Source organism: Pseudovibrio denitrificans JCM 12308 (assembly GCF_001310815.1).
In the GTDB taxonomy this organism is placed as follows: Bacteria; Pseudomonadota; Alphaproteobacteria; order Rhizobiales; family Stappiaceae; genus Pseudovibrio; species Pseudovibrio denitrificans.
In genome coordinates this window covers 1-13,881 of sequence record NZ_BAZK01000045.1, presented here as the reverse complement: position 1 = coordinate 13,881, position 13,881 = coordinate 1, and the positions used below count along the sequence as shown (strand labels likewise).

The window sequence follows — 13,881 nt, the reverse complement described above, 5'->3', positions numbered from 1 at the left end:
CCCGCTCCACGCCTTCATCATAAGAGTAGGTCAAGCTGGCGGTGTTCAGGGAGGTGTAAGGTTCATTGTCATTTTGCACCGCATACTCTTGGACTTGCTTGCGCAAGATGGTGCCGTCGCCATCTTTCCAGATCTGCTGCGCGATCTTGCCCACGGAGGAGACGTCCTGGCGGTAGAAAGTCTCAATGGTTAGGGCGTTTGTTTCCCCTGCCAGTTTTGGCAAAGTGGTTATGATCTTCTCAAAACCAAGAAACAGGGAGCGCTCATAGTCCCATTTACCACCAGAGTAGCTGTAGTGTGTTGTTGAAAGGGAGCCACGTCCATCATTTGTTGTCACAGAGCTGACAATCCGGCGCGGATACGGGAACCAGTTGTCGACCTCTCCTTTGTAAAGGCTGTAGCTGATGGTTTGCTCAACACCAGAGGGATCGGTGGCGCTGATCATCACGTCGGGAAGGTCCGTGACCAGGTAATAGCGTTTGTCGCCATAAACGTTAAGTGCGTTGCTTTCCCGTTCGATGATCTCAGCAATGCCATCGCGGTCCATATCGCCCACATAGGCTGTTGCGCTGCCGTTTATGGTGTGAGATCCGGAGCCTGCCAGGTAGGAAAATGATCCATTGCCTTCATTCAGATACAGGCGGAAATATGTACTTGTGCTGGAGTTTTTCTTCCACCGGGAGGCAATAATGTCGCCGCGGCCGTCGCCGTTGATATCGGCAATCTGAAGCGCGGTATCAGACGTGTCGGAGTATCCAGACAAGGTGATGTCGCTTGATGTCTCAAGCGTATTGCCGACCGTGTAATGGGCTTTGAACTTGGTGCCGCATGATAGGTGAGAAAGTCGGTAATGCCATCGCCATTGAGATCGCCAACAGCAACTTTGCTGCCATAGGATCCGCTTTTGGCGAAGAGATTGACAAACCCGTCTTCGCCGTTGGAGCGCTTGACTGTGATCTTGTTCGATTTGACCTCAAACAGGTCTGCTAAACCGTCACCATTAAATTCACCGACAATGTAATCATTATCATCACCGGCCCAGTCCTCTGTCGTGCTCTTAGTGAACTTGCCTTTGCTATGTGTGGTGTAGATCATTCTGTGACCATCAATGGTTTTCAGAACGCCTTTCTTTCCCAAAGTGTCGTCTAAACCATCACCGTCAAAATCTCCAACTCTAGTGCCATAGTAAGTTGGATCTAGTGATGGTATGAGATCATAGTATTGAGGGAGGAAAATGTCATAATAATACTCCATGTAGAATAGGTATAATTCGTGTTTTCTACCAATGGATGTTCGTAAGGAATACGCTTCAAAGTAATTGTCAGTATAGCAAGAGTGTTTGTGATTGGTTAGGTCTAGGTCATTTAGGTGGTCACTTTTGGCGAAAGAACAATTAAACTTAGATTTTTTTTCACGAACAATCGCCTCTAGCTGCTTGTCGTCGTTGTGATTGAAAACACGATGAGCATAGCCTGAGCTATTTTTATTGTATTTTTGATGACCAGCTTCACTGATCTGAGGTGTTTGTCCAGAGTATGAGAATGTGTGTTGGGGCAGTTTTGTCCCACCGCTCACCGCTCCCTCAGCAAGGGTGGCATCACTGCCAAACTCCTGAATGCCGGATATAAGCGATTTTTTAGTTGCCGGGCTTTGATCGTAAGAAAGCTTGTAGGCCCGCAGCACACTGTCATCAGCCTTCACAACAACACTTTGCAGTCGCTTGCTCAGCTTACCCAATTTGAGGCCTGTGGCATAACTGAGTGGGTCAGGACGATCTTCCCAGTTAAAGACCACAGAGCTCGCCTGATAGGTGATCTCGTCAATCAGACAGGTGGGGAAGGCAGAGCAGTCATAGGTGTAAGAGACAGTATTGCCGTGCGTATCCGCCTTTGAAGCTAACAACCAGCGATAGCTCTCAGCCAGTTTTTTCTCAACATCCTTGCTGGCGTCATAGGTAGCCAGGCAGATAGCGGCTTATATGTCAGGACAGTGCCATCATGGCGAGTGACTTGCCAATTCTCAGCATTCTTCTTGATACGCAGATAGCTCTGCGTCCAAGTGGTGTGAGAGCCACCAGCTGCACAGCCGGCTTTTTTGTTCTCTTGCGGACAAGGCACCAGTCGCTGGCCATCCAGCAAAAACTCATCAGCACTATCAAAGCGTGGTAATCCATTGCGCTTGGCTTTGCGTGAGATCTTGGACAAACCTCCCAGCTGCCAGCCGGCACCCAACGCACTTTCCGCGGTACTGACCCGTGTTCCTGCTGAGCTATAGGAGAAGCTGAGCCGAGGCTCCAGGCCTCGGAAAGCAGGGACTTGGATGGCAACACTTTTCTGGAACACGCCACTGCTATTATGAGTTGCACGTGGTCCTTGAATGGAGCCTCATAGGCAGCGGTAATATCTTGCGCAACGGCGTGGTAGGGCTGGATGGTGAGCACAGCCAGAGAGGCGCACACTGCAGTTGTCAGGCGAAAAGTATAGCGAAAAGAGGTCATGTGAATATCAGCTTCTACCCGGCAAAGTAGTATGTAATACTCAGCAATATAAAATATGAGTCAGAGATTCATATTATAATTTTGACCAAATTAAGCACGCTATGACTGGCATGTGAAACAGTTTAAATCAGTTCATCAATGGAATGGTGTCCAAACATGTCTGGATGCTCCCGATCGGTGTAATCCGGCATTTAGAGCGTATGAGCTAGATGTTCTTAAAAGACCGTATCGTCCAAAGCATGAAGAAATATCTGTTAGATTTTTAAAGTGCTACATCTCAAGATGATAGATACTAGTCTTTATATATCGCTTTCCATACGATCGCATCTCACATTGAGTGTGTTGTTCTTCAAATTTGGCTTGCGGTCATTTATGGAGCAGAGCATCCCAAAACCATTTGCAATGCGCTTGCGTAAATAGGAAGCCTGTTTCCCGCAAGGTTCATCAACTAAGCTTTATGCAAAGGTAAGGCAGGTGATTTTAGTTTTATTACGACAAAACTATTTGTATAATTATATATAGTTATACAATATCCCGTATTTCACTTCAGCTTGCAGATTATTATCCACAATAGTCGTACTATGATTTGATGTGGAGTGCCGAATGCTGAACTTGTATACTTTAATCTCATTGTAATGCGGTCGATCGCAGATAAATAATAGTTATATCTATATATTCCAATACATTACCGTATCAATAAAATATATTTATATATTTTGATGGTGACTTTTTATTCTGAGTTTGTTCTTTCAAGCACACGTTGCTTTAGCTGAAAGTTGCTTTGCTTTCCGTTTGCGTCATCTGTGTTGCCTTTCACAAAAGAGTTAGTATGCGATGGTTAGCTAACTCAAGATATCGCCTCTTAATAAATATCTATGCCACCCCATAGAAGTATTTTGGATATCTCAGTTGAGTTGGCGTAGCTCCATCTCATCTATAAAGGAGGCGCTATATCATAAACATGCGAGTAAAACTAACTCTATACATTGCCTTATATGGAACCCGGTGATGTTTATTTAGATTTACTTAAAGCCCAATAGCGAACTTTAATGTCTGTATGGTTATCAGACTAGCATAACCAACAATGGTAATGGCGTTTGGAACATTCAAGCCCCCAACCCACAACCCTTGGCTTGAGTACTTTGGATGCCATTACTCTTCGCTCACAGCAGATAATGAGTGAGAGTAATAATTATCTGCCCTCTCAAAGTAATAGATGGTGATGTAGCGCAGTTTAACTTCTGCGAACGGGATTGCTGTCTCCAGAGTGATACAATCGAGTTTAGATATGAGAATAACTACCTTGTTGCTGAGGGTTGCCATTGTCTCTGCAATCTTTTGGACAGCTCTTACCATGGTTGCACTGGCTCAAAGTGTGAATCTGCACGGTGAAGTGTTTGCGGTCTACAGGTCTGATGATGGCCAAGAAGAGCTGCGAGAATTGCAGGATGGCTTAGTTGCCCCTGGTGACACGCTTGAGTTCCAGTTTACCTATTCAAACGAACTTGATGAAGCGGTCGAAAGTGCGGTCGTTGTTGGACCCATTCCTGAATATACAGTCTATCAAGGCGGAACTGCAGAAGAAGGAACCCCTTCTGAGTTTCAGGTGTATGTACCTGAAATAGCTGAGTGGACCTCTCCCCCTGTCTTCCGAAAAAAAACCCAAGAAGATGGAAGTGTAGAACGTCAAGAAATACCTCCGTCAGAGTACTCCAGTTTAAGGTGGGTTTTTCTGGACCAGTTCCCTTCAGGAGAAGAGGCGATTTTTACTTATCGGGTCAAAGTAAAGTAGACCAAAACCTCCCGACATTTAATCTAATCTATCAATATTAAACAAGGATGATGCTCTAATGGTGGGCGAAAGACATGCAACTAGCTTTAAAGCTGGGCTAGTAACCTATTTAATGGCTTCAGTTGCCGGGATTGCAGTTGCAGCTGCGCAGTCGGCGCCGGCAGGCCAAGTCATCGGAACGCAAGCAAGTGCAACATATGTAGATGCACAAGGTGAAACAGTAAGTATCACTTCCAATGTAGTTCAGTCGACTGTTCGGGAAATTGCAGCCGTTGATTTAGGACCAGATGGGCCTGGTGGAGGAGCGCCAGATCAAAGCAGATCTGCTCCGCGTCTAGGTCGTGTTACATTCCACCATGAACTTACGAATAATGGTAATGATAGTGACAGCTTTGCCATTACTGCCGCAGATTCCAGTGGGGATAGTGCTGACTTTCAAAACATCGTTGTATATGCGGATGCTAACCGCGATGGAAGGCCGGATAGTTCGACGCCACTCACGACAACGCCTGATCTAATGCCTGGTGATGATTACGGGATAATTGTAGAGGCGAGTGTCAGTAATAGTGTAGCGGCTGGTGATAATGTCGATTTGACGATCATAGCTACGAGTACCAAGGATAACACAGTTTCTGACCAAAACTTGAACCGCGTGAATATCATAGATGGAGCGCTTATTGAGACGATCAAGAGCTTTGATCGTGATAGGGCTGATCCTGGGGATACACGTACAGTAACGCTGAGGTATCAAAACAAGACAGGTGTTGATACACCAGTTGAACTTAAAGATGTGCTGGATGATAACTTTACACTTGTTCCTGGGTCCATCAAATGGAGCCACAACAGTGCTGGCACAGATGCCCTTATTACCGCAACACAGGCCGGAACAGATACAACAGGAAATGGCGGCATAACGCTAACATCTTCTTTGGATGCGGTAGATTCTGACGATGTGACGTTCTTGATTAGTTCAGTTCGTGGCAATTCTGTTGGAACAATTTCTTTCGATGTGGTTGTAAACGATGAAACTGCCGTTGATCGCTTAGAAAACGTTGCGATGGTAACGTCCGATACAGATAATGATGGTGATATTGATTCAGATGATGATAGCGTCCAATCAAATACTGCGATCCTCGAAATTAATGGCGGTGGCGTTCAAATTAGCATCGCTGATGCTGTTGCGACTGCAAGGTAGATAGCGGCGCTGATGGTCCAAGTAACCTAAGTTCAGACCCTACTGATCGATCTGAAACAGATGATGATAGTACGCTGAATGATGTTGTTGAGGAGAATGAGCCATTAACTCAAGGAGCGAGAGTCCCGTTTGAGTTTGTGCTGTCAAACAACGGAAACAAGTCAGATCGCGTGCAGCTGACGGTCGAAAATGGCACACTTCCAAGTGATGGCCCATATCTAATTACTGATGCAACTGGGGCTCCACTCCAGGCAGATCCTTCTGGTGGATACGTTGTAGAAGTACCTGGCCGTGAAGGCACAAATCCAGGGACGACCCGCGTAAGAGTTGTAGTCAATCTCCCGGTTGAGTTCACGCGTTCAGCCTCTGAAGATAGCCACATAGCGACAATCACGCAACGCCGAAGAGCGGAGCAAGTGCTGACACATCAACACTTGCTCTGAAATCAGAAGTAAATGCAGGTCAAGTCGATCTTATCAACCGAGATACAGGGTCTTTTAATGGAGACGAAACGCCGGCAGCGCCAGAAGGGAATGGTGGTGTAGGTAATGCGGTTGCTGACCAGACAAATGCAGGCAATCCCTTTACAACAGTTGTTCAACAAGAGCCAGCTCAGCCATTGACGTTTGCTTTGCAACTTACACCAGGTGCTAATAGCGGCGGTGTTTACAATCTTGAAGCCAGCTTTGCAGGTAATCAGCTGACCGACGGCAATGACGGTGGTTTTGCTGCCGACAATGTTGTGGACTTCCCCAGTGGGTCTGAGGTTGAGTTCCGAGACAACAATGGTAACACAATCACAAACACCGGAGTATTGGCGGCCGATGAAGCCTATGAGTTTACAGCTCATGTAACCTTGCCGACTAATACTTCTCCTGATGATTATGATATTCGCTTCCGGGCTTATTCTCCTGTTACAGGCGTTGATGACCAAAAGCTTGATCGGATCTCTGTTGAACGGTTTGTCGATATAGGTATCTCCCCCCCTACAAATGAGAACACAATTCTTGCTGGAGGGGTCACGGAGTACAAACATACTCTGACGAACAATGGAAACATCGACCTAATGGCTGGCGACGTTGAGGTTTCAGACTCACCAAACAACTTCCAAGCTGTCCTTTATTATGACGCAAATGCAAATGGTGAGATTGATACTGGAGAACCAGTAATAAGTAACTTGAGCCAGTTGTCATCATCTGGTTTGGCAAGTGGTTTGGCTAGCGGAGAACAAGCAAACCTTATTCTTCGCGTGACAGCCCCTGCAACAGCGAATACTGGAGTGACAGATACAATAACGATCATCGTTGGTAATGCTCTCCAGGTAACAGGCGGCATAGACGCTGATGACGCCATCGAACTCAATAATGTCAGTTCTGATCTTACAACCATTGTTGGAAAGGTTTTGGAGCTGCTTAAAGAACAAGCTGCAGACAATGAGTGTAACGGCCCAGCAGATGGTGCTTTTGGCATAGGACAACTCGAAATTAGTCCTGGTCAATGTATCAACTATCGGGTGACTGCAACCAACAATGGTGATCAGCCCGTAGAGCAAGTCGTTATCATTGATAAAACACCGGACTTTACGAAACTTGAGAGTTCGGAAGCTGGAACAGAAATCAATGCGACAAATGCTGGTGTGGCGATTGGCTCCGAAAACCTTGAAGCAATAGATGATGGAGGGGCAGGAGCACTTCAAGCGGAAATTGGGACGCTGGCTCCAGGGCAAGATGGTGTCTTGAACTATACTGTTCGCGTCGACGAGTAGTAACACGCGCGCCAATGTAAAGCAAAAGCACGATCGCCATTCACAAGACGTCTGGTGATCGTGCTAACGATCTGATGTTCTTGAGAGTTATCCATATGAAAAACCAACGCTGGTCTCAGTTCTGGGCAGTGTGCGTGGCAGCTTTGCTTACCCTGATGAACTTCATTAATAATACTCAGGCGCAAGTGCCTCTTGCTGGTACGGTGATTTCTGTGCGAGCGGCGGTTGAGTACTACAATGCCGAGATTGGTGCTCTAGAACGAAAGTTTTCAAACTCGGTCCAGGCAACTGTTCGAGAAGTAATAGATATTTCTGTTGTAAAGGATCAGGAAGTCACCGTTTTTCCAGGGTCCGCAGCGCGATTTTTCTTTTCAGTATCAAACAACGGCAATAGCAAGCAAACTGTCACTTTATCAACGCCGGATGCCTCTGGTTTTCTACCTTTCTTGACGAAAAATACCTTCTTAGATCAGCTCGGCAATGGGACAATCGAACCTGAGCAAAACCCTGTGTTTGGTGGCGATTTAAACCAGGACTTTGAGTTCGAACCCGGTCAAATTCGACAATTTATTGTCACGGCTCAAATGCCGGATACAGCAAATACTGGTGACCGAGGCGGACTGGATTTTCAGGCACAAACTGCAGACGGTTCTGTTCGAGACAGTGCGCAAGGTATTGCAATCATATCACTGGAACGACTTTATCTTCGCAAAGAAACCAATCGGAAAACGGCTCGTCCAGATGATACAATAATGTATCGGTTCCCATTTCGTAACAACGGTCAAACTGTCGAAACCAACTTCCAGGTCACAGTTGACGGACAGGCAAAGCAAGGTTTCTTAATCCGGGATGAAATCCCAAACAACACAGTGCTCTCTTCTGCCAAGGAAAATGCCCGCGCTGAGACCCTTTATCATATCTTCGGGGACGCTCAACACACTTATCGTTCTGACATCCCTGATGACTTGAACTCTGTTGATGCAATTGGCTACCTAATTCCCTCTCCTTTGAGAGCCTCAACCAGTGCGGACTTTGAGTTCAATGTTCAGGTAAACAGCAATGCAACGTCAGGCGTTATCTCAAATGAAGCTGTTTTGCTTCGCACAAACGAAGATGACCAGCAAGTCGCAACACCAACTAACCTTGTTTTAACAAGGGTGCACTCGGAAAGTGTCGGTACCCTAGCATGGTATGCTACTGGTCAGTTCCAAAGACCGATCACAGCCAGTTCGAATGATACAGCAGCATTTCTTCAGTTCTCATCAGGTGCCTGCAACCTAACATCAGAAGTTGATAGAGTTGATGCAGTTATACGAACAAAAGAGGGCGATCAAGAACGTGTCTTGTTGCAAGAAGTTACTCCTCGATCCGGTATCTTTCGGGTAAATGCCGTTGAAGTTGCTGATGAGTTTGTAGCCGTTCAAGATAATGAGCTTTTGCTTGAAAACAGTCAGCTGCGTCGGGCCGATGGGGTCGTGAATGCAGTTGATGACGACCTGGTAACTGCGTCTCTTAACTGTGGTGGCTTATCCTATAGTGCACCATTGCTTATTGAACCCAAAGGCGTGGTTTTCAATAGTACGACCAATGATGTTGTTCCTGGTGTGCAGGTACAATTGCGAGATGGTGCAGGACAAGCAATCCAAGTCCAAACAACCGACGCCAAAGGGCGTTTTGCTTTCAACACGGTGCCGCCAGGGCGTTACTCTGTGTTTGTTGTGGCAAATAGTGGGCTCAAGTTTCCTTCCACTGCAGATCCTGAATCTTTTCCCAGCCGGAATGTCGTTTCTGATCGATCTTATGGGCGACCATTTGTGGTCACTGAGCAAACTGAACGTTTGTTCTTTGATATTCCGCTGGACCGGGACGTGTACACAAATGGGCTACTTCTAAAAAAAGAAGCCAATATACAAAGAGCAGAACGAGGGGATCTGATTGTCTATGAGCTGACATTGAAAAGCTCTTTAGAACAAGCCGTGACGGATGTGACTTTAGTCGATACGTTGCCTCCAGGATTTACCTATGTTCCTCGCTCTGCACGAATGAGTGGTCAGACTTTAATTGAGAAGAACGGTTCTGTTGGATCAGACATAGAGTTTACCCTTCCTGATATTGAAGCCAATGTTGAAAAAACGCTTAGCTATGTTGCCCGCGTAGGAGCAACGGCTGGATTCGGGCAAAACATAAATATTGCTCAGATCAGCGCGAACTCTGCAGAATTTGGTGACATTGAAAGCAACGTAGCAATCGCTTCAGTAGAGATCGAACCTGGCAAGGTATTCCAGCAAGAAGCTTCTCTGGTTGGCAAGGTATTCTTGGATCGAAATGGTGATGGCATTCAAACAACTGAAGCAGATGAACCGGGGGTTCCTGGCGTACGGATCTTGTTCCAGGATGGAACCAGCGTCATCACAGACAGGTATGGACGATACTCACTTTACGGTTTTCGCCCGATCACTTACGTGGCGCGGATTGATGAAACCACGCTCCCCAAAGGCACCAGGGTCTCTTTGACCAGCAACCGCCAAGCAGGAGACCCAAAGTCAAGGTTCATCGATTTTCATAAAGGTGAGCTTCATAAGGCAGATTTTGCTCTTCAGGGAGAATATGACGAGGTTCTAGTTGAGATCCAAAACAGAGTGGCTCAGCTGGAGAAAAAGAACTCTCTAGATCATCTCCTCAATAGAGAATTGACGATTGAGCGGCCCAACCAAGGCAAACGGGTTACTGCTCAAAACATGGGGCGAAATGCTGGAATTATCACTGTTGATGGCCAAATCAAGTCTGCCTCAGACATTGTTGGTGATGTTGCTCAAGGAACCAAACAAGTTGCTTTGATTGACGGCGTCATCGAAGATCAAGATCTCCCGCTTCAAATCGCAACGACACAAAACTTAGAAAAACAGATCCGATCTTTGGACAACTCCTTGGATTTTTTGGATCTGAAAGATGAAATGACAGTGTCTAAGCAAGTGCTGTCAGTCCGTGCTAAAGGACATAACTCTGCGCAAGTATCACTTATTGTAAATGGTGAACTCGTCAGCAATGAACGCTTGGGCCAAGTTGTAAAGTGGGAGAAGGCTCAAGTTGCTGCTTATGAGTTTGTTGCAGTTCAGTTGAGACCTGGTGAGAACACCTTACTGCTCAAACAAGTGGACCATTTTGGTATTGAGCGAGGGCAAAAGCAGATCACCATCTACGCACCAGGTCGTAGTGCACGAGTAGAGATACTTGCTCCGGATGAAGCTGTTGGAGATGGCGCAAGCCCCCTACCCGTGGTTTTGCGCATTCTTGACAGTCAAGGCATTCCAACCCAGAGCCAGGTGATTGCAGCACTTGAAGTATCAGGTGGCAAGTTTGATGCGCAAGATATCGATCCAGGGTCCTACGGCTTGCAAGTTCTGATTGATCAAGGCGAAGCACTGGTTGATTTGATCCCGCCCAATACAGCTGGAACTCAAACAATAACTGTCACAACAGACTTCGGCACATTCAAAAAAGACATCAAGTTCTCTCCTCATTTGAGACCTTTGATTGCTGTCGGGGTTGTCGAAGGAGCGGTCAACTTAGGGCGTCGTGGGAAGAATATCAGCCATCTGATTTCAAAGGATGAGCTGAACGCTTTTGAGCAAACTCAAGAAGGCGTGCGGGGTGCTCTTTATCTGAAAGGTAAGATCAAAGGTGATGCCCTTCTGACTGTGGCTTACGACAGCGACAAGGATACAAAAGAACGGCTATTCAGAGACATTCGGCCCGATGAATTTTACCCCATTTATGGCGATGAATCGATCAAAGAGTTTGATGCCCAGTCTGCAAGTCAGCTTTATGTGAAAGTAGAAAAAGGCAGCTCTTACATCCTTTATGGTGATTATCAGACTTCTGAAAATTACGATGGTTTGAAGCTGGGATCTTACAATCGAAGTGTAACAGGCGGTAAGGCTCATCTAGAATTCGCACAGACGACCGTCACAGCTTTTGCCGCTCAGATTTCTCACAATCAAAGAGTTGTTGAATTGCCTGCCAGGGGGATTTCAGGACCGTATGATCTAAATGTCTCGGGAAAAATTGTCACCAATAGTGAAAAGGTCGAAATTATCACCCGTGATAGACGTCAAACTGGTGTCATCTTGAAAACCCAGACTTTAACTAGGTTTTCTGATTATCGCATTCGGTACTCAGATAACAGCATCATCTTTACACGGCCGATCTCTGGTTTTGATGACCAACTTAATCCGCGCTCAATTCGTGTGACTTTGGAGTTAGACAGCGACGGAGAAAAGTACTGGATCTATGGCGGTAACATCAGAGGAAAGCTTCGCGATAGCACTTATGCCGGAGCAAGTATTGCTCGTTCTCAAGAACCTGGAAACTCTTTGACGCTTGGTAGTGCGTATGTGGAGGCACAAGTTGGAGAAAACGGTAAGGTGATTGCCGAGCTTGCGCACAGTCGATCAGAAAAACATGGTGATGGGTTTGCTGGACGGATTGGTTATGAGTTCCATGATGAAAACCTCACCTTGAATGCAAAGATAGCGCAGGCCGGCGAGCATTTTTACTCTCCAAATGCCTCCCTAAAGGAAGGCCAAAGAGAAGCTTCATTTGACGTTACAAGACGGATCTCGGAAGCTTTTTCTATAACCTCGGAAGGCAGATACTCACACGAACGCACGACCAATGAGAAGCGCTTTAGTACGTCCCTTCGAGGCAATTATGCCCTCTCACGTGAAGTAACGCTTCATGGTGGTCTGCGCTACTCTTTCGAGCGTGGAAATGAGAAGCAGTACACAACAAGCCTGTTTGGTGGTGTTGAGTGGTCTCCAGAGTTTCTGCCAAACGTCTCTACTCGATTGGAGTATGAGCAAGATCTCGCTGCACTAGATCACGCCCGTTTGGCAGTTGGAGCGGATTACACCTTTGAAAAGGGACGTGTTTATGCTCAGCACGAGCTGATTTCTTCATTGCGAGGTTCCTTTGGTATTGGGCCTAACAGATCTAAGAACACAACTGCTGCAGGTTTCGAGTACAAAAAGTCAGAAAATGTGCGGACTTTTGCTGAAATCAGAAGAAGACCCAATGATGGTTCATTTGCATCTGAAGTTGCAAATGGTGTGCGAGGCCAATGGGACTTAACGGATGACCTTTCAGCTGAAATTAGGCTTGAAAGAACTCTGGGCTTAAGTGGTGGCGGAAAGGAAAGAGCGGCAGTAGCAACAGCACTCAGGTACATTGAACCCAATGATGTTTGGGCTGGTCGACTCAATCTAGAATGGAACAAGCAAGAAGCATCACAGACGTGGTACGCCAGTTCTGGTGTGGTCTACAATCTGGATGATACATGGAGTGTGCTGGGGCAAAACCGGCTATCCATCGTCCTGCATAAGGCAGAAGACGATGAACTTGAAAACCGGTTACGTGTCGGTCTTGCCTATCGGCCTACAGACCATAATCTGCTTAATGCGCTTGGTTGGTATGAGTGGATTTATCTCGATAGACATGAAAACACTTCTACCTCAACCAATCTATGGGCATTAGCCGCCAATTGGCAGCCCGTAAAAGAGTTTACGCTGACAGGACGTTATGCTGGCAAGTGGGCGAGCAGACAGGCTTCTGTAGTGTCTGAGACAACATTGCTTCAGCAGTTTTCTGTAAGGCTAGCATATGACGTTACAGACAAACTTGATGTGGGTCTGACTGCATCGACTCTCCTGGAAAATAGTTTTCAAAACCCAACATACAGCTTCGGTTTAGAGGCTGGGTATCGTGTGTGGGAGAACGTTTGGCCAACCATCGGATACAACTTCATAGGGTATGAAGAACAGCACCTGGGATCAGGATTTGCGAGCGGGCCTTACGTACGTGTCAGAGCGAAGTTAGACGAAGGATTGTTCCAGTGGTTGCAGTAAGGAATAGTTTGGCTATGGGTGTTGTTTGTACTGCTGCACGTGGGTTGCTTATCATAATTTTGAGCGGGATATCCTTGTGGTCTGTAACCGGGGCCGGATGGGCACAAAGTACAGATTTCAATAATCCAACGGAGTTAGAAAGCTGCATTTTTGAAGGTAAGCAGACTTCGACTAATGGTCTTTCAGGTAACGTTTATTACTATTTTTGTGTTCCCGATCCTACTTCTGATGTCGTTTTAGCAGCAGTGTCTGATTTTAATTCTGGCACCGCTAAAATAGCTTTTGCATTAGCTTATCGGGATACACTTCATCAAACCTTAGAGGCATTAAAGTTTAACTCTAACGGTCGCACATTTGATCTCATCACTTGGTACCGCGGAAATAGCGATTTTAATCGTGTTAACTTTAGGAGGGGTTTTGATACCAGTAATGATGTGCTTCAAGATTGGTATGAAGATAGCCCAGGAAGGGTTGCTAGGTTTAATGACGCCAATGGTGTTTGTACCACGACTGATGCGAATCTTTTACCCGCAGACCATTGCTTGATATGGAGCGACCGAGGAGACCAAACTGAGTATAGAAGATATAATATTCTTAATCCTCCCGTGATGGGACTAAGAGGCTCTGAACTCAGGGGAAATATATCTTTTTCTATAGAAAAGTTTGATAATTCAGGTCAGTTCCAACTAACAGTAACTGATATTGAAGTCACCAGTAGTAGAGACAACA

The 13,881-nt window shown here is 46.2% G+C and carries 9 protein-coding genes; 5 read left to right on the top strand and 4 right to left on the bottom strand.

Going from position 1 to position 13,881, the window contains the following annotated elements; translation table 11 throughout:
- From JCM12308_RS26990 to JCM12308_RS28440, 4 genes are all read right to left on the bottom strand, one after another.
- Positions 1-547 (bottom strand): toxin TcdB middle/N-terminal domain-containing protein (locus JCM12308_RS26990; protein ID WP_164845383.1); only part of this gene is annotated, 547 nt, incomplete at its 3' end.
- Between the two features lie 83 nt (positions 548-630).
- On the bottom strand, positions 631-1,902 hold the full coding sequence (locus JCM12308_RS28110; RefSeq protein WP_128647528.1) for an FG-GAP repeat domain-containing protein: 1,272 nt from the start codon (positions 1,900-1,902) through the stop codon (positions 631-633).
- Complete coding sequence (locus JCM12308_RS26980; RefSeq protein WP_054785716.1) at positions 1,896-2,342, bottom strand: SpvB/TcaC N-terminal domain-containing protein; 447 nt, start codon at positions 2,340-2,342, stop codon at positions 1,896-1,898. Before JCM12308_RS26980 ends, JCM12308_RS28110 begins: the two co-directional genes overlap by 7 nt.
- Positions 2,343-3,649: 1,307 nt before the next feature.
- Complete coding sequence (locus JCM12308_RS28440; RefSeq protein ID WP_164845382.1) at positions 3,650-3,853, bottom strand: hypothetical protein; 204 nt, start codon at positions 3,851-3,853, stop codon at positions 3,650-3,652.
- On the opposite strand from JCM12308_RS28440, the gene JCM12308_RS26975 reads away from it, so the two are divergent.
- The 5 genes from JCM12308_RS26975 to JCM12308_RS26950 form a co-directional block, all read left to right on the top strand.
- The gene (locus tag JCM12308_RS26975) at positions 3,852-4,289 is read left to right on the top strand and encodes a hypothetical protein (protein WP_128647527.1); all 438 of its coding nucleotides are present in this window, start codon (positions 3,852-3,854) and stop codon (positions 4,287-4,289) included. The two genes, JCM12308_RS28440 and JCM12308_RS26975, sit on opposite strands and share 2 nt — an antisense overlap.
- Before the next feature lie 58 nt (positions 4,290-4,347).
- The gene (locus tag JCM12308_RS26970; protein WP_054785714.1) at positions 4,348-5,484 is read left to right on the top strand and encodes a hypothetical protein; all 1,137 of its coding nucleotides are present in this window, start codon (positions 4,348-4,350) and stop codon (positions 5,482-5,484) included.
- Between the two features lie 619 nt (positions 5,485-6,103).
- Positions 6,104-7,249, top strand: a complete 1,146-nt coding sequence (locus tag JCM12308_RS26960; protein WP_054785712.1) for a COG1361 family protein — start codon at positions 6,104-6,106, stop codon at positions 7,247-7,249.
- A gap of 95 nt (positions 7,250-7,344) precedes the next feature.
- Complete coding sequence (locus JCM12308_RS26955) at positions 7,345-13,152, top strand: SdrD B-like domain-containing protein (protein WP_054785711.1); 5,808 nt, start codon at positions 7,345-7,347, stop codon at positions 13,150-13,152.
- Between the two features lie 8 nt (positions 13,153-13,160).
- Positions 13,161-13,881 (top strand): hypothetical protein (locus tag JCM12308_RS26950; protein WP_164845381.1); only part of this gene is annotated, 721 nt, incomplete at its 3' end.

Bases quoted from the DNA above. Each gene is read 5' to 3' on its own strand.
- JCM12308_RS26975 (WP_128647527.1), top strand. From the start codon at position 3,852: ATGGTTGCACTGGCTCAAAGTGTGAATCTGCACGGTGAAGTGTTTGCG.
- JCM12308_RS28440 (WP_164845382.1), bottom strand. From the start codon at position 3,853: ATGGTAAGAGCTGTCCAAAAGATTGCAGAGACAATGGCAACCCTCAGC.
- JCM12308_RS26970 (WP_054785714.1), top strand. From the start codon at position 4,348: ATGGTGGGCGAAAGACATGCAACTAGCTTTAAAGCTGGGCTAGTAACC.
- JCM12308_RS26955 (WP_054785711.1), top strand. From the start codon at position 7,345: ATGAAAAACCAACGCTGGTCTCAGTTCTGGGCAGTGTGCGTGGCAGCT.